Source organism: Nostoc sphaeroides (assembly GCF_003443655.1).
GTDB lineage: Bacteria > Cyanobacteriota > Cyanobacteriia > Cyanobacteriales > Nostocaceae > Nostoc > Nostoc sphaeroides.
Genome location: NZ_CP031941.1, coordinates 180,654 through 202,943, shown reverse-complemented (window position 1 = coordinate 202,943; position 22,290 = coordinate 180,654). Strand labels below are relative to the sequence as shown.

The following is a 22,290-nucleotide window of genomic DNA, read 5'->3' as shown; positions in this document are numbered from 1 at the left end:
AGGATTAGGGCGAACCTACCGGAAGTAAGCTCGCCCTAACTTGTATTTAATATTCAATTGTTATCGGAAATTTGGAAATCCTGCCTACAGCACGTTACGGGAATGTGGAGCCTGGTTTTGTAGGAGACTTCGTGGCTTAGACTCTACTTATGACAATTGTAAAACTGACTTTTTCTTGACTCCACGAGTCAGAACTGAAGTAGCACCCACAAAACCAATCGCAAAAACTCCTAATACAGAAGAAGACTCAGGAACTGCTCTAATGACATTACCGGTGATACTCTTGTAACCAGTGGCGACTGTGTGATTATCTGATTCAAAACCAGTTCCGCCAATATTGGTGAATTTAACCTGATCAAAAGTTCCGGCAACATCGTAGAAGTTGATGAACGCATAGGGTTCTGTAGTATTATTATCTTTTTGCAAATTAGGATTACCCTTGTAGCCGCCTGAATTTGCTAGCTTTCCGATATAACTAGCGACATCAGCAGTAGTAATTTTTTCTACAAGATTACCTTTTGAATAAAATTCAAGTACGTTATTGGCGTCTCCTGCAGACCACCAAAGTCCAAAGTACTTTTGTTCGGTTGCCAAAGTTAAGGTGGAAAACGTTTGATTTGGTTTACCGTCCTTATCGTTACCCGATATTTTCGAGTCTACATCAAAATATTTGCCTGTTCCACCAGCCCCACCATATACGTTTTTATCCACGATTAGAGTATTCGTATAGCTACCAACACCAGTCCATTGAAAGCCTGTTGCACTGTAACCTGTTTTTAGTGTTGAAGCATCAAAATTTTGTACATGATAACTATAACTATCAAGATTTGAGTAATTTGCAATTTGTTTGCCTGCATCTTCTATTGATATCGTAAAAGACGCAGCCATTACAGGGCGGGTAAAAGTAGCTAAATACAAAACGACAGTAGAAGCGATCGCAGACTTAATTAAAAGACTTTTCATTTGACAAATCCTTCTCGTTTTTAAAATATTTCGTGTTCATGCCTCATTGTGGGATGTGATTCTAGATTCCAACATCAGAGAGATTACTACTTTTTTTATTTGATTATACTTAGATGAAAATTTAAGTTATTGGACTTTATTTAGAGGGTAATCACTGATATTATGTTCTGTGATGTTTATCGCTTTATGTAGAAAGCGCAAAGTTATCAGTGCTAAATTGTAAACAAGCTTTATTTATAAAAAGTGCCATTTTGCGATTCGCAGGCATTTCATATTTTTAGGGTTATAGGTCAAGAAAACATGAGGCATTATGCTATGCCAATTTCTTGAAAACCTGTGCTTATCCCTTGGCTGAATAGTTTTTCAACCTCACGATCAAGATTACCTTGGTTTTTCTTTATAATGCTAGAGTAATTAACTGCACAATCTCTATCTGACAACCGATTGCATCAGTGACTCACCACTAATCACTTATCAATTAACCCCGATCTAGTCGGGGAGTTAAAACAATTCGCAATTCGCAATTCGCAATTCGTAATTACGTTTTGTGACGGGGATTTAGATTTAGGCATTCAATTCGCGCTGCTTGATAGAAGCAGGGGACTTAAACCCCTACCACTTGTTAAACCCAATTATCTTAACTGATAACTGTTTAGTGGTAACTGATAACTGTTAAACTACCTCTTGCAATCAACAAAAGAATCTTTATCAATGCATCCAACCGAAGAAACTGCTGTCTCTACTCGCGTTATCGGTTTAATTAGTGGCACATCCGTAGATGGCATAGACGCTGCGTTGGTAGAGATTTCTGGTACAGAATTGGATCTCAAAATTGAGTTGCTGGCTGGGGCGACATATCCTTATCCAGCCGAACTCAGAGAAAGAATATTGGCAGTTGGTGCAGGCGTTGCCATCTCAATGGCAGAATTGGCAGAAATAGATGATGCGAATCGCTCAAGTTTTTGCCCAAGCCGCCCAAAATATTCAACTTGGTCATCAGCCAGCCACTCTCATTGGCTCCCACGGTCAAACAGTTTATCATCGACCACCTGGGGGAGCAGGGGAGCAGGGGAGGAGAGAAATTTTAATTTCTAACTCCTCACTGGCTCAACGCCCCGCTACCGCTAACAGCACTCCCTTGGGTTACAGTCTCCAACTAGGGCGCGGTGCATTAATTGCCCATCTTACGGGCATTACAACTGTGAGCAACTTTCGCGTTGCTGATATCGCTATTGGTGGTCATGGTGCGCCTCTCGTACCTAGAGTAGATGCCTATTTACTCAGTCATCCTGAAGAAGGGCGTTGTATTCAAAACATTGGTGGTATCGGTAATGTTGCTTATATTCCGCCTCGGCATGGCGACTGGCTCTCAAAAATTCGCGCTTGGGATACTGGCCCAGGAAATAGTCTGTTGGATCTAGCGGTGGAGCATTTAAGCGCTGGTGCTAAAACTTACGATGAAAATGGCAATTGGGCAGCCAGTGGTACTCCTTGCCATCCATTGGTAGAACAATGGCTCAACCAAGACTATTTTCATCTGCCGCCGCCCAAATCCACTGGAAGAGAGTTATTTGGTGTTACCTACCTGCATGAGTGTTTAAAAGATACCCAAGCGTACCAACTCAATGCTGCCGACGTACTGGCAACTCTCACGGAACTTACAGCTGCTTCAATTGTTCATAGTTACCGCACTTTTTTGCCGGAAATGCCACAAAGGGTACTATTATGTGGCGGTGGTAGTCGCAATCTGTATTTGAAACGTCGATTAGAATTGTTGTTGCCATCAATACCAGTCTTGACTACAGATGAAGTTGGTTTGAGTGCAGATTTTAAAGAAGCGATCGCCTTTGCAATTTTAGCCTACTGGCGACATTTGGGTATTCCTGGCAACTTACCTACTGCGACTGGGGCATCTCAAGAAGTGCTTTTGGGAGAAATTCACCAAAGTCAGTACTCAGTGCTAAGACACGAACAATAAACAAGATAAAAATTTCTTCTCAACACCGGCTCAACGCCCCGCTATCGCTAACACAACTTAGCACTGCTATAACTATAGTCTTGGTGGCACTCGATCAAGACAGGGAATATATAAGGTGGCTCATACTTTTTTATTGGAACCAGGACGCTGGACAATGCAAGGAAATTGGCTGGAACGTAATGGTATGCCAATCAGTGTCAAGGGTATGACCTTGGTAGCTTGGAACCGAGATAACTGGTTTACTATGGCTACAAAACTGATATTTCCTGGTAGCGATCGCTCAGAAATATCTCTACAATACAAGGGGCGGCTGCATGAGGGAGAGCGTCAGTATACTTTTTTACTCCAGCATAGTATTTTGGGGCAGATTGAAGGTGAAGGCTGGATTGGTTTAGATACTATTGTGCAGCGTTATTGGGTAATAGGCGATCGTCAGCGTCGTAGTGGCTTTGAAACCCTACACCGAATTTCAGAAGATAGATATTACCTCAGTAGTGGCATTTTGGCTGGTCATTTTTTAACTAACACAATGGAAGTTAGCTTAGAGCGTCAGTCAACCTAAAGGTAGCGCTGCTGTCCGTCTAGGCTGGAAGCTTGCCGCTCAAACAATGCCAATGCACTGCTTCCTCAACGCCCAATGTCTCATGCCTGATCTTAAGGAGTCATCGTTTATTCTTGCTGACCTACTGAGTTGTATACTAAATAAGAAATTATCAAATTATCGTTAGACTTTTAGTGTTTTTACCGAACCGTGTAGTCTGGAGTCCAGTTTTATGAATCCTAAAGTCTCTGTAATTATCCCTGCTTACAATACTGAAGCTTATCTTGCGAAGGCAATAGAGTCAGTTTTAGAGCAAACGCTCACAGATATTGAAGTTATCATAGTCGATGATGCTTCAACTGATAAAACTGTAGAAGTCGCTAAAAGTTTTACTGACCCACGTCTCAAAGTAATAGTTAATCAAGAAAACCTTGGGGCTGCTGCTGCGCGTAATCGTGCCCTTAGAGCAGCCCAAGGAGAATGGATTGCTGTGCTTGATTCAGATGATTGGTATGCTCCCGAAAGATTGTCCAAGCTTGTGTCACTGGCAAATGAAAAAAATGCAGATATGATTGCTGACGATCTTTATTTAATCAACGATGGCGAAACATCTCCTTGGAGCACATTGATTCAAGAAAGTGAAGAACGTATAGATAATATTCTCCAAATTGATATCGTTTATTTTGTAGAAACTGATATCTATGGACAACCAGGGTTGCATCTTGGTATAAGTAAGCCTCTATTCAAACGAGAATTTCTGGTTAAGCACGGCATCGAGTACGATGATGCCATCAGGATGGGTCAAGATTTTTGGATTGATATGAAATGCTTAATCAAAGGAGCTCGCTTTTTCCTTGAGCCAAAACCCTATTATTTTTACCGCTCACGCCCCGGATCTCTTGTACATAAAAGCCAATTGTCACGTCTAAATCAATATTTGAATGCTAGTAATTCTTTCATGCAACAAGAAGTTGTGAAAAAAAATCCAGCTTTAATGCGTGCTATGTCTTATAATAATTCAGTGTATAAAAAACATCTAGCTTACCTTCAAGTTGTAGAGCCTCTCAAGGAAGGTAAATGGCTAAAAGCATTGACAGAAATGGCTAAAAATCCGTACTTCTTTTATGATTTTATTTCCCGATTGAACAATATTATCGAACGTCGGATTCAATACTATGTGATGGGTAATAAATCAGTTTTTGAGATTTCTTATAACATACAAAGAGAACGAAAAACTACCAATTAGTACTATCATCTTTTCCTCAAAAAATAATCCATCCTTACGTAGTCAGAATCAACCTGAAGGTCAAACTAATTGATAATTGATAATTCATAATTCATAATTTAAAGACGCTCTCTACGAGAGGCTAAAAGCGTAGCTTGCTTAAGAGTAAGGGTACGAGGACTCGCTTGCCGCCGGCGCTATCAGTGGGAGCTAAGAAATGCTCCGCTGTCTTTTTGACCACTGATTTAAAAATTCATTGTGGGCTGCTGTACCCATTTTAAAATTTATGAATTATGAATTATGAATTAATAATTATTTGGTCAAAAACCTGGTAAGGCAATAAGTAAGTAATCGCACAGAATTATTTACACATGAGATTCTAGTGTAGATAAGGGTTTCATATAGGACTCATATTTGATTTTTGAACAAAACTCAGTACACCTTTATTCTTTCTTCCCAGTCCCCAGTCCCCAATCCCCAGTCCCTTACCTCTACAAGTGATTCAGAAATCAAATCGGATTGCTATAGCTTAATTTTGTGTAGTTAATTTTGTTTAGCTACTTATGTTTAATTATCCCTATGCAGTTCTCGTTTACGTGAGGTACACCCATAGGGGCACGGCAGTGCCCATAGGTGTCAACTTAAGCTAAAACCCTTTTCAAATCTCGTTTCCAGCCTCCGGCTGGAAATGCCGATCGTTGCGGCTTTGCCGCCAGAAAGGGAGGCGGAGCCTTTAGGATGGCATTCCCAGTCAGAGACTCTTAACGAGGCAACGAGGCAATCGAGCAAAGGTCTGTCTAGGCTGGCTTTTACGTTAAGTTGACACCAATGGGCATAGAGTAATCTATTTAGTCAAAATTGGGCAAACTAAAATTACACCACAATGAAAGTGCAAAATGGTACAAAGCGTCATTATAAATCTACCCTTTCTGCTTGTTTGATCTGAATAACTGCCTTACGGTATGAGCCTAGAAAGTCATTGATTTATGGGCGCAATAATCAGATATCAGTTTCAATGCACTTTTCTTCCTAAACACTTACAACCTGCTTTTGGATTCAAATTCTCTATGTCAGACCCCAACATTGGTCGCTTACTAAGCAAACGCTACCAACTCCAGGAGTTAATCGGTACTGGAGCAATGGGTCGGGTTTATCGTGCTAAAGATACTTTGTTGGGAGGTGTACCGGTTGCGGTTAAATTTCTGGCGCTATCAATCCAAAATGAAAAGATGCGATTGCAAGACCGCTTTGAGCGAGAAGCAAAAACCTGTGCTTTACTAGGGCAAAAAAGCATCCACATTGTCCGAGTCATGGACTATGGCGTAGATGACAATAACACCCCGTTCTACGTCATGGAATACCTACAAGGACAAAGCCTGAACAATATTATTCGCAAGGAACGGCTGCCTTTACCAAGATTTTTGAGTATGGCGCGTCAACTCAGCCTGGGCTTACAGTGCGCTCATGATGGCATCCCAGTTGAGGGACATATTTGCCCAATTATCCATCGCGATGTCAAGCCAAGCAATATGCTGGTGATTGAAGATCCCAGTTTCGGAGAATTGGTCAAGGTTCTAGATTTTGGTATTGCTAAATTATTACAGTCAGATGGCGACCATACAAAATTCTATTTGGGGACATTGGCTTATTCTTCTCCCGAACAGATGGAGGGTAAAGAATTAGACAATCGTTCTGATATTTATAGTTTGGGCGTCATGATGTTTGAGATGCTCACAGGCAAAATGCCACTGGTGCCACAGATTCACTCTTTTGGAGCATGGTATAAAACACATCACTATCAAAAACCACGTTCTTTTGCTGAGGTTGCGCCACGATTAGAATTACCAAAAGAAATCGAAAATTTGGTGATGGGTTGTCTAGCTAAAGTACCACGCGATCGCCCCCAAAGTATCACTGAAATCCTCAAAGTTTTAGCATCTCTAGAAAAGCCTGAGCATTCACGCAAAATTAAGCAAGATAGCCAGGCGCTAGTTCCTGCTACTAGAGTGAGCAATGAGCTTGAACAAAAGACAAAAGGCGATTCGCGGGTTTCCTCGTCAAATGATGAAATCGCTCGTGGCATTTCCTGGCCTGACAATAAACCAGTTGCCGATATTGTCTTTCCCCAGCCCATTTATACCAATGGGGAGGTTTTACCAGCTTTGTGGGTGATGCTACCGCAAGAGGAAATTCAAAAGCGCTTACTCTGTACCCGCTATAACCAATTTCTCTTCATCTCTGTTCCCCATCCCATACTGCTATGGATTACTGTCATCTACAACCGCAAACATGGCGCTAAATGGTTACCTTACTACCTCGATCTCAAAACCAGTCTAGGTCTTGAAATTGCCCGGTTACTAAAGCACACAGGTTATTATCGTCTGTTGTTCTTTGCACGAGAAACACCAAATCGCTGTACCCATATCTTACTTTCCAGCGTCGCTTCTGCCCAGCGCCAACGACTGCAAGAGTGGATTGCTATGAGCAACACATTGATATCTTCTGCCGACCCGCAAATTAGTAAAAGCTTACTCAAAAGTGAGTACGAAAAGATTAAGCCTCAAATTCTCGCAAAACTGGAAAGTATTGATACAGATTCTCCATACGATCTTTCCAGCTAAAAATAATTTCTTTATGTTACATGTCTTATATGTAACTAAGGGGTGATTTCTGGAATAATGTAAACTTTTATAAACAAAATATATATAAAGATGTAACTTCTAGTTAGATGTATAAAGAGTGAAAAAACTAGCTGCCAAATCACGGCTATTTAAATTCTCTCTCAATCCTTCTGTGTTTATATTCCGGTGGATTGTAAATTTACGCAGGTTAATTCTCACACTAGACGAAGCAAAAGGAAGTCTGTCTAAAGCCAAAAGTAGATTTGTACTACAAAATTAAAGTAAGTTTAGACTCTAGCAGATGTATCGTCGAAAAGTTTACTCCTTGTTAGTTTTTTTAATTTAATTTTTGTCCAACCTTTGCAAAATTAGTTATCGAAGTTGACGCCCCGACATCCCCAGCTGTTTTCCTCCTTGGAACCAAGCAAGAGAAGGAGGTCGCCCACTGCGACAGTAGAACGACTCTATGCCATAGTGGAACCGGAATCTAAGCCCCACTGGTGCTTAAGAAGCTCTTGATAAGTTGCCTCGCGCACGACCATTTGCTCATAGAGCTTTACTAAAAAGTCTTTAGCTTGATCGTGGCTCATATTTTGCACCTGAGTAGCAAATGAGCAGATGCTGAATTGCTGTTCCAAGGATAGTTTCATTGGTTGGTTCATAATTAACTCCGAAAAAACAACGAGTAAAGGTGATATCGCTTACAGAAGTCCAAATGGGAGAATTGGACTGATATCTGTCCAACATTTGTTCCTCCGTATTAAGAAAGATAACAAGTGTTTGACACATTGCCCACATCCGAAGTGTGGACTTTTTCTGCTCTGATATCTTGCACCTAATCCTACTGATATACCACCCAAGTCAGCCAAGCCATATTCCGGAAAATATTCTCTTTTTGGTCTTGGATAGGTATAACTACCTCTTGATTCCTTTTTGCTTTGCATAACTCTCCTTTGAGGAGATGAGCAAATTTTGTCCTGAATCCTACATAGTTTCCCTGTTTGAGAAAAACTAAGATGCTGTCTCCGCCCAATATGGAGAAAGCTTTGGAGGATTGGACTTTAAGGAGGTTGGAGAATGGATGGTAATAAGCGTGAATTATAGTCGCTTTACCTTATGACGTGCAAGATGTAAATCTACCAATTTATGCAAATTTACCCTCTTTTAAGTCACTTTGGAGGCTAAAAATATTTGTATCAAATTGTAAAAAGTAAAAATGCTCATGCTGAACAAATTGCTGAGTATATCTACCAGATTTGTCATTTGTTATTTGTCCTTTGTCCAATAGCTGGTAACTCTTAACCAATGACCAATACTTCGGCACCGCTCAGTACAAGTGACCAATGACCAATACTTCGGCACCGCTCAGTACAAGTGACCAATAACCAATAACTATTTAGTCGAGTGAGACGATGATAACTGTGATGTTATCGTGCCCTCCTTGGTCTTTGGCAGCCTCAACTAGAGAGATGGCGGCTTTATCAAGCCAAGGAGTGTCTTGGAGACAGCTAGCAATCTTGTGTTCGACAAGTTCTTCTGTTAGACCATCACTACATAACAGGAAGCGATCGCCAGCTTTTACATCTAGTGGTTGCACATCAATTTGATGCAAGTCTTCACGTCCTAAACAGCGCGATAGTACATGACGAAAAGGATGCGATCGTGCTTCATCTAAGGTGATGTCACCGATTTTGATTGCCCGTGCTACCCAAGTGTGGTCTTCTGTTACTTGTTCTAAGTGCGATTCTCGGAAGCGATACAGCCGCGAATCGCCAACATGAGCGCACCAGGGCGTCTCTGGGGCGCGAAAAATTACTGCTACAACCGTTGTACCCATGTCGGCGCGTTCGGGATGATTTTGCTGATCGTGCAAAATCGCTTCATTCGCACCCCACAAAGCTTGCTCTAGCAATTCTTGGGAAGACTTAGGAGATTGCCAATTTGCCAGCAAATAGGCTTGAATTTCCGTAGTGGCAATCCGACTTGCTTCCTCACCTCCCGCATGACCACCCATACCATCGGCTACAACAAAAAACCGCCCTTGTGGGTCGATATAATAAGCATCCTGATTATTAGAACGAATAAGTCCCGGATCGCTAAAACCCGTGAAATTAAGTTTCATAAATTATTTTTGCAACAATTAATACATACGATCGTAACGGTCAAGGCGTAAAAGTAGTCTGATTAGGATCACTGAAAGCCCTGCTGCAATTAAACCAGGCGCTAGTGCCCACCATGCATAATTGGTAACGACTAAGATCGTAGCTGAAAGGGTGAAAGCACTGATTAACAGAGCATAGCTTATTGAGAGCTGAATACTGCTCTGTCGGCGTAATAGGCGTTCAGTTTCGATAGACCGAACGCGCAAGCGCATGTCTCCCCGTTCTAGCTTCTCTAAGGTATCCTCTAATCTACGTGGTAGACCAAACGCGGTACTACTTACCTGAGCTGCTTGACGACTTAATTCGTTAATAAAGCTATTCCCCTCAGAACCATTCATATCGGTCATAAGCTGCATTGCATACGGTTTGGCAACTTCCATAAAGTTAAACTCTGGATCTAAACCTTTGCCTACCCCTTCTAAGGTAGAAAAGGCTCGCATCACAAAAGTGAAGGTTGCTGGAAATCTAAATGGCTGATTATAAGCTATTTCGTAAAGATCGTCACTAATTGCTGCTACTGATTGGTTTTCAAAAGGCTTATCCATGAAATGATCCAGCATGTACTGGACGGAACGCCGGACTGGGCCCATGTCATCGGTTGGGGCGATCGCGCCTAAATCGATTAGAGATTGGACAACGCGATCGCCATCTTTTTGGGCAATACCAAACAGTGTTTGCATTAGTCCTTCACGGACATTTGACTTAATCCGCCCCATCATGCCGAAATCGTAGAATATCAAAGCACCAGTTGCACTAATAGCAATATTGCCTGGGTGAGGATCGGCGTGGAAAAAGCCACTATTGAGTAATTGTAGTAAGTAAGCTTGAGCGCCTTGACGAGCGATCGCCTTTCGATCCAAACCGGCTGCTTCTAAAGCTTCGTATTGGCTAATTTTAATTCCAGGGAGATATTCTAAAGTCAACACTCTAGACGAGGCGTAACGCCAGTATACTTTTGGGACGTTCACCCAATCGTAGCCGCGAAAGTTCCGGCGAAAAGTATCAGCGTTACGGCCTTCGTTGAGATAATCAATTTCTTCCCAAAGAATGCGACAACATTCTTCATAAATACCTAACCAATCTCGCCCCCGTCCCCATTTGGGATGGTTTTGAAAATAGCGGGTAATTCCCTTAAGAATTTGTAAATCTATTTCAAATAACTTCTTTAATCCAGGACGTTGCACCTTGACAACAACCGATTCCCCACTATGCAGCACAGCTTTGTGTACTTGCCCCAAGCTAGCAGCTGCCAAAGGAATCGGTTCAAAATTATGGAAGAGTTCAGGAATTTTCTTGCCTAGTTCTCTCTCAATGGTCGCTTCTACTTGCTCATAGCTAAATGCCGGTACTTTGTCTTGTAACTTGGCTAGTTCTTCTACATATTCAACTGGAAATATATCAGCACGGGTAGAAAACAATTGCCCTACTTTGATGAAGGTTGGGCCTAAATCTAGCAGGGTATTGCGAATCCACACCGCTTGGGTTTTGCGTCTTGTGGCTTGCTTTGCCTCAGTCACACCACCCGGATAACTCCAAGATTTGTTGTATCGCCAAAGTTTGAACAATAAGGTCAAGACAAAAGACCAAATGTCCACAAAACGCCGTCTGCTAGAGTATTTTTCCCGATTCCAACGGTATGCTTTATCTGAATAACCTTGTTCCATATACTTTTGTGTACCGTTGGTTTGCAACCGAATTCCTTGAAAGAAAAGACACTTTGATTCCTAAACTGTTTTTTTTGAAGTGTCCTTTGTCATTTGTCCTTTGTCATTTGTGCATAATTTTTGACCAATAACTAATGACTAATGACTAATGACTAAAATTTATGCAGAAGTTCTACGATAATGTTGCAATTCTGTTCGTAACAGGGCAATTTCTGCTCGTAATTCATCAATATCTGCTTGCAAGTCACCGGAATCAGAAGTGCCTTGTCTAGTACCTGTGGTACTTTGTCCACCATTAGCAGCTTCTGCTGCCCGATTTGCCCGCTCTAGAACTTCGTCTGTAAACTGGCGCAGCTGCTCTCTAGCTTCCGCATCAAATTTGCCCAGATCACTCAAAGCATCGGTCAAAGCGACCTCTAAACGCTCATTAACTACTTCAGCTACTGCTCTGCCTACGAAAAAGGCTTGCACAAGGGGGTTACTCATAAATTTTTGTTACGTTGATCCGCAAGAGAATTATAACTTGCCTGTATGCTTTACGGCTTCTGCTGCGGAGTCATAGATTTGGGTGACGTGATGTGCTAGTTCAGCCCTGGCGAATAGAAGATACTGTTGGTCGATTTACTTTCTTGTTTAACCCCCCATCCCTAAAATCCTGGTTTTGCGTTGCTTTCCCGCCCTGCAATAAATTGATTGCTCATAGCTAAAGTGCGTTTAAACGCACTGAAATTAAGATGGATTGGGGCTGATGGGTTAGACCCCCTATCAATTCGCCAACAGTCTCATAGAATTGATTCCTAAAATTGCCTTTACCAGACTCGATTTACCAGAACCGTTTGCGCCAATATAGCGGTATGCGATCGCTAGATGATACGTTAAGATTTTTAACCGCAGAGGCACAGAGAACGCAGAGGAAGACTTTTAGGGGCAATTTTGATAGAAATTTCCTCCACCTATAACTCAATACCGTTCAGTTAAGCCGAAAAACCTTGCTAGAGACGCGAAATTTCGCGTGTCTACAGGTTTAAAATCAGTACCAAAAATCTTTAACTGAACTGTATTGGCTTATAGATTTGGCTGAAGACTCATTTACAACTGTGCTGATACTACTAATATTAGGATTTGGAGCTAGTGTAGGAACTGGAATAATAGCAGGTTTTTTAAATCTATTCATTTTGTTAGCACTAACAGGAACCAGTTTACCCGCACTTTCCATGCTGCTTTATTCACCCCTAAAAACACGTAAGTTAATTACTAAATATCGCCAGTCTGAAGAATCTTTAATCCAGCCGTGAAAATGTCTGAATAAGGATTTTCAGGATAGGGACACAGGTAAAATAATCGTTTATAATAGATATTTGGTTAAGACCAGTTTCGCTTGATCAAATTAGCTCATCTTGGGTAATTTTCGGGGCTAATTTTGCAGACATTTTGCTGTTTTTAAGGAGATTAAATTATGAGTTTAACTATTTCTGATGAAATTCTAAATTCTAGTCGAATGACAGCGAGTGAACTATTAGTAGAAATTGCGGTTATGCTTTTTCAACAAGAAAGGGTTAGTCTAGGTAAAGCCAGTAAAATTGCTGAGATGAATTATGTAGAATTTCAACAATTACTTGCTCAACGTAATATCTCTATCCACTATGATGTAGAAGAGTTTGAAGAAGATATTAAAACTCTTCAAGAGACAGGTTGGCTATGATTATTGTTAGTAATACTTCACCTCTTAGCAGTTTAGCAAAGGTAGATAAATTGTCTTTGCTTGAAAATATTTATGGTCAAGTGAATATACCCCAAGCAGTATATGATGACTTAACTGATATTAGAGCAGGAGAAAAAGTTAATAACGCCCAGAAGATTTAAAATCTATCCATTTTCAACTGTTCACCTTATCAAACCATAGTTTTATATTAAGTTTGTAATAAATATTCATGTATTGTCAGAATCTAGTTTTTCCCGTCATGCTATCCAACAGATGTTTTATCGTCGAATAAGTAAAAAGGAAGTAGAATCTGTAATCGTTTATGGAGAAGTAATAGAAGAAAATCTCGATGACACACCCTTTCCCAGTTATCTAATATTTGATTTTGTAGAAGGTAAACCAATTCATGTCGTATGTTCCTACGATGAATCTACAGATACAGGATATATAGTAACTGCTTATATTCCTGACCCCAATATTTGGTCAAATGATTTTAGAAATAGGATACAAAAATTATGAGATGTGTCATTTGCAAGCACGGAGAAACTCAACCAGGTTTAGTAACTGTTACCTTGGAAAGAGATGACTGTATTATTGTAATTAAAAAAGTTCCAGCAGAAGTTTGTGATAACTGTGGGGAATATTATTTAAGTGATTCAATCACTGAACAAGTCCTAGAAAGGGCAGAAGTGGCTGTTAATAATGGCGCAGAAGTTGAGATTATTAGATATGCAGCATAGTCTCACATCCTTGAATTGTAGGATGCTTTATCCTCAATATATTCTCATATTAATAGTAAATTATGCTGTTGTTTAAAGCCAGCTACAGATTTTCAATTTAATCTAGCTAGCTAAGAATGCGATCGCATTTTTTTGCAAAGCGTTAATGTAGTGCGGTAAGCGATCGCTATGCCGTCAAGCTTATCGCTTGAACAAAAAGATTACTATATATAATAACTAACTATGAATATAGGTTAATCTATGTCTACCAAAAATATCGCAGAGTATTTCAACTTTCTCTCTTCTGAAGACATTAGACTAAAAGACTCAAGAATTGGTATTGAAACAATTCTTTATGAATACATTGATTGTGGACGTTCTCCAGAAGAAATTGCCCAAATTTATCAAACAATATCTTTAGAACAAGTATATGCAACAATTCTTTATTATCTGCAAAACAAAGAAACTGTCAGTGCTTACATCAAAAACTGGATAGAACACGGTCATAGAATTCGAGAAGAACAGAGGCTTAATCCGCCGCCAGTGTCAGAAAAACTGCGCCAACTCCGAATCGAAAGACAAGCTAACGTGAAAATATAACAGGGCTATTTCGTTGCAGACAGAAACCGCCCAGAACTGAAGTTCCGGGCTAATAGCTAAAGTCCGTTAAAACGGACTATAAACTTTTCTCAGTCGTCTTAAGAAGATTTTCGCTATAAGAGAGGTGAATTCATTTGGAGGCGAACTATATGAGAATGAAATAGCCCTGGAAAATATAGAAGAATTAATAATACCTACTTTGGCATCAGAAGACGATGAATATCAAGACAGAATAGTTTATTTACCCTTACCCTAAAAATAGGCGATCGCCTACGGTACGCTACGCGATCGCTAACTACAAAACTGCTAAAATAAATCCATAACTACTTGATGCCGTATCCATTCTATGACCATAGCTCAAGAATTAAATGATCAAAAAGGCATCTGCCAAGATGTTATATTTCCCCCTGGTGATTTATATAGTGACGAACCTCCCTTGGAAAGCGAACTGCATTTACGGCAAATAATCCTACTTTTAACATGTCTGGAATGGTTGTGGCGAGATAGAAATGATTTCTATGCGGCGGGAAATCTGACTATCTACTACAGTCCGCGCCAACGCAAATCAGAACACTTCCGAGGGCCAGACTTTTTTGTAGTGTTCGGAACTGAACGTAAAACCCGTAAAAGTTGGGTAGTTTGGGAAGAAGATGGCAAATATCCGAATGTAATTTTAGAAATTTTGTCTGACTCAACAGCGAATACTGATAAAGGTTTAAAGAAAACAATTTATCAAGATACCTTCCGCACACCCGATTATTTTTGGTTTGACCCTTACACACAAGAATTTGCAGGATTTCATTTAGTAGATGGAGAATATCAACCTCTACAACCAAGTGAGCAAGGATATTTATGGAGTCATCAACTAGGGTTATATCTGGGAGTTTATCAGGGACTATTGCGGTTTTTTACACGAGATGGTCAACTAGTACCAACACCTGAAGAAACGGCAGAACAAGCAGAACAAAAGGCAGAACGTTTGGCAGCAAAACTGCGCGAGTTAAATATTGATCCAGATACAATTTAGATTACTGCGATCGCATTATGATTATTCTTGTATTTCAAAACTAACTTCTTGATAAATATCGCTAAAGGAAATTTGAAAACCTATTGATTTTAGTGATAATACAGCATCTACTGATTCGTATTCAGTTAATACCCATTGCCCTTCAGCATTTTTATTAAACTGCTCAACAAGATATTCATATTGATTAATCATAATATATTCTTTGAGTGTCGCAATAGAACGATAAAATCTAAATTTATTAGTTCGATCGTGATTCTCTGTCGATTTAGATAATACTTCCACAATCATTATGGGATTGGTGACTGTAGTAGTGCCAGTTCCCTCATATATTGGTTCTCCCTGAATAACCATGACATCAGGATAAGTGTAGATCCGATAACGCTGTATCCACAATTTCACATCACCCATGTAGATTTTGTAATTTTTACCCCGCATTGTAAATTTAAAATTGGCGTAAAAATTACCTGCAATTTCATTGTGATTAGTTGTACCACCAGCCATAGGAATTATTTCCCCGTCTCTATATTCATTTTTGCATTCTGATGTCTCCTCTAGTTGTAAATATTCCTCTGGACTGTAGGATTTTTTCGGTGTTTGTGTTTGCATAAAAACTAGATGTGTGAAATATAAATTAATGAGGATAATGCTTGGCTAAAAACTCCCTAGCTTCAGTCTTATCTTTAATTACTCTATCCAAGGTAGCATCAAGCATATCATCTAATATTTGCCGATATTGAGGCCCTGGTTTATAACCAAGTTTCTTTAAATCATTGCCATTTAATAGTGGCTGCACATTAGCCAAAACAGTTAAATATTCCCAAATTTGATGTCTAAGCGATCGCGGACTTTGCAAAGCAATTAAAATTAGCATTGGTAAATCGTACTGTCGCAGCAACTGCACTACTTGACTGGGACTTTGACACTTAGGCAAAGATTCCTTCACTTCAGTTTGGGCAGAAGCCAAGTTTTGCAAGCGTTTTATGCTATCCTCTTGCAGTTGCAGATTTTTTGCTACTTTCCCTCGATATTGTGGTGCTAGATGGTTGATTAACGCTTCTAAGCGCATTTCCCAATGGATGAGAGTTTGTTCAGCATCAAATCGCCGCAAGCATCGTTCTAGTAAGCGTAATTGCCGCAGCAGTTCTACATCTAGCTTCAGGGTAGGATGGATGCATTGCAATGCCCCTAAATTATCGAGTAACTCTAAAGCCGATTTCCAGTAGGGCGCTTCTAGAATGTGTTTTAATTCTGTTTTCAGTCTAGTTTGCAGGGCTGGAGTTTTGCTATTCTCTTGAGCAGTGCGATCGTAAACACCACTATTGATGGCATAGCGGATAAACTCTTCAGTTTGCGGTTCTATCTCAAACCCAAAGCGCACAGCAAAGCGCACGCCACGATAAATCCGGGTGGGGTCTTCGATAAAGCTGTTGGGGTGTAAAACCCGAATATGCTTGGCTTGTAAATCTAGTAATCCGCCAAAGAAATCGAGTAATTCACCAGCACGGGGAGTAGTTAGGCGCAAGGCGATCGCATTGATGGTAAAATCTCGACGATACAAGTCTTGACGAATAGAACTCGCCTCAACTTCTGGATTTGCTGCTGGATAAGGATAAAATTCTGTTCTAGCGGTGGCAATATCTACCCATAGAGAATCTAATTCTGGGTCTTTGTGCCACAGCAAAGCCGCAGTTTGAAAAGCCCCGTGGATTTCTAAACGAGCCGCAGGGTAAACTTGTTGAAGTGCCTTTGCTAATTCCACACCAGCACCCACATCTGCTGATTTGTGAAAGCCATCAACCACAAGATCAATATCTTTAATCATCAAAGTACCCGATGCTGCTTCAGCTAGCAGTAAATCCCGCACTGCACCCCCAACAAGATAAAGATGCCAACCCCGTTTTTCTGACTCTTGCGATGCTATGGTGAGCAATTTCCAAAGTTGCGGAGCAAGGCGATTTTGTAACTCAGTGCTGAGAGAAATTTTGAATTTTGAATTTTGAATTTTGAATTTTTGCTCGTCCTCTTCGTCTTCATCCCTTTCTTGATGTAATTCCCGCAAGACATCAGTACGAGTGACCAGACCAACTAACTGCTCATTCTCCAATACTGGTAAGCGTCCGATATCATAAGTCACCATCAGCGACTCAATTTGTGGCAATGTCGTATCTGGTGCGATCGTTTTAAGATTTGTGGTCATGTAGCCTTTAACTGGCGCATGACTAAATCCGTGGTGCAGCGCAACATCAAGATCCCGGCGCGAAATAATACCTACTAGTTGCCCTTGGGCATCGACTACAGATAAACCAGAGTGTCCATAGCGTAATAAAATGCGCTGGGCTTCGGCAATTGTGGTTTCAGGTAGAATTGTGCGAACCGGAGAAGACATCAAGTCTCTTGCGGTGAGAGGATGGGGAATTTGCGCTTTTACCCCGTCCAGAAGTTGTTTTAATATTGCCTCTGAATCAACTCCCCTTAGATTTAGCGATGCGGCTTGTGAATGACCGCCGCCACCGAGAAGTTGGAATAATACGTTAAGATTTGTTTTGGGAATTTGCGATCGCCCAATTACAGTTAACCGTGAATCACTTTCATCCAAATCATATTCATTGGCCAACAGTAGGGCATCAATTTCGGTTAATTCCACGAGTTGCGATGCCAAACTCGATAACCCAGGCACAAAATTTTTAGTTCTTAGAGTTACCCAAGCAACCGTATATCCGCGTAGACAAAGATATTCTAAATTTTCCAGCGATTCAGTTAATAACTGCTGCAATTGTAAAGACAAGCCAGGGTCACGGTAGGTAGAAATTACTGATAAACTCGCACCTTGTTCCATCAACCAAGCCAAAGCTAGGGCATCTCGTGGTGTAGATTGATCATAAGTCAAAGAGCCAGTGTCAACGTGGATACCCAAAGCCATCACCGTGGCTTCAGCAGAAGTCAAGGAAATTTCCTGTTGTTGCAATTGCTCCACAATTAAAGTTGTGGCGGCTCCTACCGAGGAAAGATGCGATCGCGTGGCAGAAATATCTGATTCTTGTCCTAAGTGATGATCATAAACTATAATTTCTTTCAGATTGGGTAAATCTAACCATTCAGCAGCTTTACCCAAGCGATCGCGCTGTTGCGTATCCACCACACTCAGAGAACGAATTTTTTCTGGATTCACCGAACGGCGTTCAATTAGCGGATATTCATCCCGATGCAATGCTAAAAAATCCCGTACAGGAGGGTGAGAACCGGCAGTCAGCACAATCTTACTTCCCGGTAGTAGGCGCGTTAACCCTACTGCTGCTCCTAGTGCGTCAAAATCTGCTGTTGTGTGGCAAAGAATTAAATCCATAGTTAAGAGTCATTAGTCATTGGTACTTAGACAAAGGACAAATGGCTAAAATGTTGCAATTTCTGCTAGCTTAAAAATAATAAGAAAGTGTCAGTGTCGCCCTTTAAGGATATTCTATCCTTAGTATTTAGCTGTATTGGGAGAATCAAAAATGACCATAATATTCCAATTTGCCTTGATAAGCCTAGTTCTATTGTCTTTTGTCCTGGTTGTTGGCGTCCCCGTAGCTTACGCCACTCCCCAAAATTGGGTTGAATCTAAGAAGTTACTCTGGGTTGGTTCCGCCGCCTGGATTGGTTTGGTATTTTTAGTTGGTTTGTTAAACTTTTTTGTTGTGTAGGCGACGGCTTCACTCTGGCGCAGGCACATAATATAAGAACTAGAGGAGCAGAAAAGCCAAGGTCAAAGACCAAAGGATAAAAGGAGAAATTTTTTCCGATTTCCTTTTTTTAACCGCGCTTTCCTGCTCCTCTACATTTAAATAAGAAATGTATATTGGCCAGAACTATAGTTGATTAAGAGGCAGTCATGGCAGTTTTCGAGGGAACTTTTACCCAAACGGAGCCTTTCCGGTTTGCAGTGGTGATTGGTCGATTTAATGACCTAGTTACCGGAAAGCTGCTAGAGGGATGTCAAGATTGCTTGAAACGCCACGGTGTAGATCCTAACCCCCAAGGTAATCAGGTAGACTATGTTTGGGTTCCAGGAAGTTTTGAGGTACCTTTAGTAGCTCGCCAACTAGCACTTTCCCATCGTTATGATGCTGTAATTTGTCTAGGTGCAGTCATTCGTGGGCAAACACCCCATTTTGATTATGTATCAGCCGAAGTTTCTAAAGGTATCGCCGCCGCTAGCTTTCAAACTGGAGTGCCAGTAATTTTTGGCATTTTGACAGTAGACACTATGCAGCAAGCCTTAGAACGGGCAGGCATCAAAGGTAATCATGGCTGGGATTATGCCCTGAATGCCCTAGAAATGGCAAGCCTCATGCGGCAACTGCGTTCTAACCTGGCAGAGCCATATTCTCGTAATAACCAGTCTTTGCCAGCCTCTTTTCAAAGTGCCAGCATCGGCAATTTAACTGCGGAGTCAGAAGAACTAGGCTAAATGAGTCATTAGTCATTTGTCCTTTGTCATTCACCAATGACCAATGACCAATGACCAATGACCAATGACCAATGACAAATTAATAAATAAAGAGGTTGACAATTAAGGATAAATCTGAGATATTGATATATGGCAATTGATTGCGGGTGTAGCTCAGTGGTAGAGCGTCACCTTGCCAAGGTGAATGTCGCGCGTTCGAATCGCGTCACCCGCTTCCAACTAAAACCTCTTGAAGTTAAAAATCTCAAGAGGTTTAGTATTTTTAGGGTGCATTGAAGTTTTTAGCGATTCGTGCTGTATTCCTGTGAATCGTTCCTAATTTTTATGAATTTCATAGATAGGTAGAATATAAAGTAATTTAGATATGGTGGAACTATTTATTTGGGAATAGATTTTACCCATCTAGTAAAACTTGTTCAAACTATGGGGGAATTCAAGGGTATTAGTCTCTTAAACAGATTCATGTATGTCATAAATATCAGCAGTGTACTGACTAAGATTTCACACTGAGCCTAGCCGAAGTGTTAAATACATCTAAAGATTTTGAAACTTATGCACGGATAGCTAAATCGTGTCTCGACCTTAAGGGATAACCGCTCCTATGCTCCCTTTGAAATGTCAAATAAAATCTAGTTTTGTCTAGATTTTATCTAGTAGAAGTAAATTTTAAATAAGATTGTCAGCTTCGGGGAAAGACTAAAAATAAAAACTCCGTACTGATATGAAAATTAGGATACTTAGAGTCTCCTGCATCTACTGTTTGCAATATTATATGTATATAAAGAGAGCAATCTATAGTAGCAGAAGCTTCTATTGCATTTACCAAAAGATTATATTGTCGTAGTTCGTGTAAAACACGCTCAAGTTACTAGAACGCTTGTGCAATCTCAAAAACCCGAAAAAATAGATTTCAATGCTGAATACCCCTGTCCCTGTCGTCGCCGGGGTCAGTTAATTCCGATTACGTTGACAGAAGCATTTGGTTGCGATCGCTGTCAGCAAATCTTTGTAGTAGAAGATAATGGTCATGTCCTAGAACAGCTTTCTACCACCTATCCCTATAAGCGGGCTTGGCGTTGGATGGGAAATAGTTGGCATGTTGTCCATCCGCGCTTGGGAGAAAGCTATCTGCCTATAGCACTTGGCATTATTTTCGTGCTAGTGATTATATGGCTGCCATTAGCGCTGCGATTGGCAAATAGTTCCAGCATTGTTGCTTGGGCAATGGTGGCGGTGCTATTGGCTATTCTGCCAGCGCTAATGGTCTGGCTTACCTACAGACGTTAACTCAATGACTGTTGAAGTTTTGGATGATTACCCCGAACCAATTACTAGTGCCCAACGCGCCTATCATGCTTCCCTAAAGTTGGGGATCACCAAGGGAGCAGATCGGAGTCGTGCAGTACTGGCAATGGCACAAGCCCTTGAGCGCTCATTTGACGACATTCTAGAAGCCAATACCTTGGATTTAGAAGCCAGTCGGGAAATGGCAGTGCCTGAGTTGATATTAGACTGGCTGAAGCTGACTCCCACAAGGCTAGAGATGACCGTGGACATTTTACAACGGTTGGGGGAATTATCAGATCCGCTGCGGCGCGTTAGAACTGCTGATTATCAACTGGAAGATTCCCAAAGTTACACCCAGTTAATGCCCTTGGGAGTGATTGGATTTATTTATGAGGCGTTTCCAGATTTAGGAGCGATCGCAGCAGGTTTTTGTATTAAAACTGGCAATAGTATAATTCTCAAAGGCAGTACTGAAGCTAGCCATTCTAACGCCGTCATCGCTGAGGTACTGCAAAGTGCGATCGCCCAAGTTGGACTACCTCCAGGCTGTATAGAACTGATCACAGCAGAACATGGTGCTTCGGTTCGGGATTTAGTCACCCAAGACCAGTACGTGAATCTAGTGATTCCCTACGGACGTTCTAGTTTGGTACAGCAAGTAGTACGACAGTCAACTTGCCCAGTCTTAAAGTCAGCGATGGGTAACTGTTATCTCTACTGGTCGCTAAATTCCAGTTTAGAAATGGTGCGCTTAATGATTCTTAATAGCCATCAGAGCGAACCAGACCAAGTTAATGCTATTGAAAAGGTGCTAATTCATCGTCAAGCCTTACCATCGTCTTTAGCCGTTCTGTGGAACAGCTTGATGGAAAAAGGCTTTGAAATTAAAGGGGATGCAGAACTAGTAAAAGCCTTTCCTCAGTTGCAGCTGGTGAAAGAGGGCGAATGGGGAAACCCTTATTTAACTAGAACAGTAGCTTTTAAATTGGTGGATAGCTTAGAAGCTGCGATCGCCTGGATTAATGAATACAGCAGTGGTCATGCTGACTCTATCGTTACTGAATCCTATCAGGAAAGTCGGCAGTTTGCTTTAGGAGTTAACAGTGCTTCTACCTACATCAACACTTCCCCGCGTTTTTCCCGCAACCCCTCGCGGGGAGATTCAGTGTTTCTGGGCATGTCTAACCAAAAAGGTCATCGTCGGGGATTTATCAGCCTGGAAACATTGACCACTGTTAAGCACATTGTTCAGGGAAATGGCAGGTTTTAAATAATTCGTAATTCGTAATTCGTAATTAGAAAAGGGTTTGACAAAAGTAGCCTATAGCAGCAGTGCTGCTTAGTTGAGGTC

General features: G+C 41.0%; 22 protein-coding genes, 1 tRNA gene and 1 pseudogene. 17 read left to right on the top strand and 7 right to left on the bottom strand.

Annotation, left to right across the window (positions count from 1 at the left end):
* Positions 1-147 precede the first annotated feature (147 nt).
* Positions 148-963 (bottom strand): Npun_F0296 family exosortase-dependent surface protein, encoded by an 816-nt coding sequence (locus D1367_RS01040; protein ID WP_118161883.1) that lies wholly within the window; start codon positions 961-963, stop codon positions 148-150.
* A gap of 711 nt (positions 964-1,674) precedes the next feature.
* On the opposite strand from D1367_RS01040, the pseudogene D1367_RS01035 reads away from it, so the two are divergent.
* The 4 genes and pseudogenes from D1367_RS01035 to D1367_RS01020 all read left to right on the top strand — a co-directional run bounded on the left by D1367_RS01035 (position 1,675) and on the right by D1367_RS01020 (position 7,328).
* Positions 1,675-2,941, top strand: a pseudogene (locus D1367_RS01035) (anhydro-N-acetylmuramic acid kinase).
* A 115-nt stretch (positions 2,942-3,056) separates the two neighbouring features.
* Positions 3,057-3,503: a hypothetical protein gene (locus tag D1367_RS01030; RefSeq protein ID WP_118161881.1), complete on the top strand. Its 447-nt coding sequence runs from the start codon at positions 3,057-3,059 to the stop codon at positions 3,501-3,503.
* A gap of 211 nt (positions 3,504-3,714) precedes the next feature.
* Positions 3,715-4,728, top strand: coding sequence for a glycosyltransferase family 2 protein (locus D1367_RS01025; RefSeq protein WP_118161879.1), 1,014 nt, complete (start codon positions 3,715-3,717; stop codon positions 4,726-4,728).
* 1,046 nt (positions 4,729-5,774) lie between these two features.
* The gene (locus tag D1367_RS01020; protein WP_118170998.1) at positions 5,775-7,328 is read left to right on the top strand and encodes a serine/threonine-protein kinase; all 1,554 of its coding nucleotides are present in this window, start codon (positions 5,775-5,777) and stop codon (positions 7,326-7,328) included.
* A gap of 464 nt (positions 7,329-7,792) precedes the next feature.
* Here D1367_RS01020 and D1367_RS01015 read toward each other — a convergent pair whose 3' ends face one another.
* The 4 genes from D1367_RS01015 to D1367_RS00995 all read right to left on the bottom strand — a co-directional run bounded on the left by D1367_RS01015 (position 7,793) and on the right by D1367_RS00995 (position 11,640).
* The gene (locus tag D1367_RS01015; RefSeq protein WP_041565841.1) at positions 7,793-7,990 is read right to left on the bottom strand and encodes an NblA/ycf18 family protein; all 198 of its coding nucleotides are present in this window, start codon (positions 7,988-7,990) and stop codon (positions 7,793-7,795) included.
* Between the two features lie 734 nt (positions 7,991-8,724).
* Positions 8,725-9,450: a Stp1/IreP family PP2C-type Ser/Thr phosphatase gene (locus D1367_RS01005; protein WP_118161874.1), complete on the bottom strand. Its 726-nt coding sequence runs from the start codon at positions 9,448-9,450 to the stop codon at positions 8,725-8,727.
* 18 nt (positions 9,451-9,468) lie between these two features.
* Complete coding sequence (locus D1367_RS01000) at positions 9,469-11,154, bottom strand: ABC1 kinase family protein (protein WP_118161872.1); 1,686 nt, start codon at positions 11,152-11,154, stop codon at positions 9,469-9,471.
* 159 nt (positions 11,155-11,313) lie between these two features.
* Complete coding sequence (locus D1367_RS00995; protein ID WP_118161870.1) at positions 11,314-11,640, bottom strand: DUF6825 family protein; 327 nt, start codon at positions 11,638-11,640, stop codon at positions 11,314-11,316.
* 611 nt (positions 11,641-12,251) lie between these two features.
* Here D1367_RS00995 and D1367_RS00990 point away from each other — a divergent pair.
* From D1367_RS00990 to D1367_RS00965, 8 genes are all read left to right on the top strand, one after another.
* The gene (locus D1367_RS00990; RefSeq protein WP_181985024.1) at positions 12,252-12,449 is read left to right on the top strand and encodes a hypothetical protein; all 198 of its coding nucleotides are present in this window, start codon (positions 12,252-12,254) and stop codon (positions 12,447-12,449) included.
* 161 nt (positions 12,450-12,610) lie between these two features.
* Positions 12,611-12,856: a UPF0175 family protein gene (locus D1367_RS00985; RefSeq protein ID WP_118161867.1), complete on the top strand. Its 246-nt coding sequence runs from the start codon at positions 12,611-12,613 to the stop codon at positions 12,854-12,856.
* Complete coding sequence (locus D1367_RS30310) at positions 12,853-13,017, top strand: PIN domain-containing protein (RefSeq protein ID WP_181985023.1); 165 nt, start codon at positions 12,853-12,855, stop codon at positions 13,015-13,017. The genes D1367_RS00985 and D1367_RS30310 overlap by 4 nt, the downstream gene beginning before the upstream one ends.
* 73 nt (positions 13,018-13,090) lie before the next feature.
* A complete protein-coding gene (locus D1367_RS00980) occupies positions 13,091-13,375 on the top strand; it encodes a DUF4258 domain-containing protein (protein ID WP_220450994.1) in 285 nt (94 codons plus the stop codon).
* Positions 13,372-13,596, top strand: coding sequence for a type II toxin-antitoxin system MqsA family antitoxin (locus D1367_RS00975; protein WP_118161865.1), 225 nt, complete (start codon positions 13,372-13,374; stop codon positions 13,594-13,596). Before D1367_RS00980 ends, D1367_RS00975 begins: the two co-directional genes overlap by 4 nt.
* A 240-nt stretch (positions 13,597-13,836) precedes the next feature.
* Positions 13,837-14,175, top strand: coding sequence for a DUF433 domain-containing protein (locus D1367_RS00970; RefSeq protein WP_118161863.1), 339 nt, complete (start codon positions 13,837-13,839; stop codon positions 14,173-14,175).
* A 124-nt stretch (positions 14,176-14,299) separates the two neighbouring features.
* A complete protein-coding gene (locus tag D1367_RS32580; RefSeq protein ID WP_267255582.1) occupies positions 14,300-14,431 on the top strand; it encodes a hypothetical protein in 132 nt (43 codons plus the stop codon).
* Positions 14,432-14,521: 90 nt separating this feature from the next.
* Positions 14,522-15,202, top strand: coding sequence for a Uma2 family endonuclease (locus D1367_RS00965; RefSeq protein WP_118161861.1), 681 nt, complete (start codon positions 14,522-14,524; stop codon positions 15,200-15,202).
* Positions 15,203-15,223: 21 nt separating this feature from the next.
* Here D1367_RS00965 and D1367_RS00960 read toward each other — a convergent pair whose 3' ends face one another.
* A complete protein-coding gene (locus D1367_RS00960; RefSeq protein ID WP_118161859.1) occupies positions 15,224-15,808 on the bottom strand; it encodes a Uma2 family endonuclease in 585 nt (194 codons plus the stop codon).
* 25 nt (positions 15,809-15,833) lie between these two features.
* On the bottom strand, positions 15,834-18,545 hold the full coding sequence (locus tag D1367_RS00955) for a CBS domain-containing protein (protein WP_118161857.1): 2,712 nt from the start codon (positions 18,543-18,545) through the stop codon (positions 15,834-15,836).
* Between the two features lie 151 nt (positions 18,546-18,696).
* Between D1367_RS00955 and psbZ the strand changes: the two genes are divergently transcribed.
* The 5 genes from psbZ (at position 18,697) to D1367_RS00930 (ending at position 22,209) form a co-directional block, all read left to right on the top strand.
* Positions 18,697-18,885, top strand: coding sequence for a photosystem II reaction center protein PsbZ (gene psbZ, locus D1367_RS00950; RefSeq protein ID WP_100901500.1), 189 nt, complete (start codon positions 18,697-18,699; stop codon positions 18,883-18,885).
* Positions 18,886-19,073: 188 nt separating this feature from the next.
* Positions 19,074-19,652 carry a 6,7-dimethyl-8-ribityllumazine synthase gene (gene ribH, locus D1367_RS00945; protein ID WP_118161855.1) on the top strand — a complete coding sequence of 193 codons (579 nt, stop codon included), beginning with the start codon at positions 19,074-19,076 and terminating at the stop codon, positions 19,650-19,652.
* A 142-nt stretch (positions 19,653-19,794) separates the two neighbouring features.
* Positions 19,795-19,866 (top strand) — tRNA-Gly (locus D1367_RS00940).
* A 665-nt stretch (positions 19,867-20,531) separates the two neighbouring features.
* Complete coding sequence (locus tag D1367_RS00935) at positions 20,532-20,939, top strand: hypothetical protein (RefSeq protein WP_118170995.1); 408 nt, start codon at positions 20,532-20,534, stop codon at positions 20,937-20,939.
* A gap of 4 nt (positions 20,940-20,943) precedes the next feature.
* Positions 20,944-22,209 (top strand): glutamate-5-semialdehyde dehydrogenase, encoded by a 1,266-nt coding sequence (locus tag D1367_RS00930; RefSeq protein ID WP_118161853.1) that lies wholly within the window; start codon positions 20,944-20,946, stop codon positions 22,207-22,209.
* Positions 22,210-22,290 lie beyond the last annotated feature (81 nt).

Excerpts from the sequence above, each read along its gene's own strand:
- D1367_RS01040 (WP_118161883.1), bottom strand. The coding sequence starts at position 963 with ATGAAAAGTCTTTTAATTAAGTCTGCGATCGCTTCTACTGTCGTTTTG.
- D1367_RS01025 (WP_118161879.1), top strand. The coding sequence starts at position 3,715 with ATGAATCCTAAAGTCTCTGTAATTATCCCTGCTTACAATACTGAAGCT.
- D1367_RS01020 (WP_118170998.1), top strand. The coding sequence starts at position 5,775 with ATGTCAGACCCCAACATTGGTCGCTTACTAAGCAAACGCTACCAACTC.
- D1367_RS01015 (WP_041565841.1), bottom strand. The coding sequence starts at position 7,990 with ATGAACCAACCAATGAAACTATCCTTGGAACAGCAATTCAGCATCTGC.
- D1367_RS01005 (WP_118161874.1), bottom strand. The coding sequence starts at position 9,450 with ATGAAACTTAATTTCACGGGTTTTAGCGATCCGGGACTTATTCGTTCT.
- D1367_RS01000 (WP_118161872.1), bottom strand. The coding sequence starts at position 11,154 with ATGGAACAAGGTTATTCAGATAAAGCATACCGTTGGAATCGGGAAAAA.
- D1367_RS00995 (WP_118161870.1), bottom strand. The coding sequence starts at position 11,640 with ATGAGTAACCCCCTTGTGCAAGCCTTTTTCGTAGGCAGAGCAGTAGCT.
- D1367_RS00985 (WP_118161867.1), top strand. The coding sequence starts at position 12,611 with ATGAGTTTAACTATTTCTGATGAAATTCTAAATTCTAGTCGAATGACA.
- D1367_RS30310 (WP_181985023.1), top strand. The coding sequence starts at position 12,853 with ATGATTATTGTTAGTAATACTTCACCTCTTAGCAGTTTAGCAAAGGTA.
- D1367_RS00975 (WP_118161865.1), top strand. The coding sequence starts at position 13,372 with ATGAGATGTGTCATTTGCAAGCACGGAGAAACTCAACCAGGTTTAGTA.
- D1367_RS00970 (WP_118161863.1), top strand. The coding sequence starts at position 13,837 with ATGTCTACCAAAAATATCGCAGAGTATTTCAACTTTCTCTCTTCTGAA.
- D1367_RS00965 (WP_118161861.1), top strand. The coding sequence starts at position 14,522 with ATGACCATAGCTCAAGAATTAAATGATCAAAAAGGCATCTGCCAAGAT.
- D1367_RS00960 (WP_118161859.1), bottom strand. The coding sequence starts at position 15,808 with ATGCAAACACAAACACCGAAAAAATCCTACAGTCCAGAGGAATATTTA.
- D1367_RS00955 (WP_118161857.1), bottom strand. The coding sequence starts at position 18,545 with ATGGATTTAATTCTTTGCCACACAACAGCAGATTTTGACGCACTAGGA.
- psbZ (WP_100901500.1), top strand. The coding sequence starts at position 18,697 with ATGACCATAATATTCCAATTTGCCTTGATAAGCCTAGTTCTATTGTCT.
- ribH (WP_118161855.1), top strand. The coding sequence starts at position 19,074 with ATGGCAGTTTTCGAGGGAACTTTTACCCAAACGGAGCCTTTCCGGTTT.
- D1367_RS00930 (WP_118161853.1), top strand. The coding sequence starts at position 20,944 with ATGACTGTTGAAGTTTTGGATGATTACCCCGAACCAATTACTAGTGCC.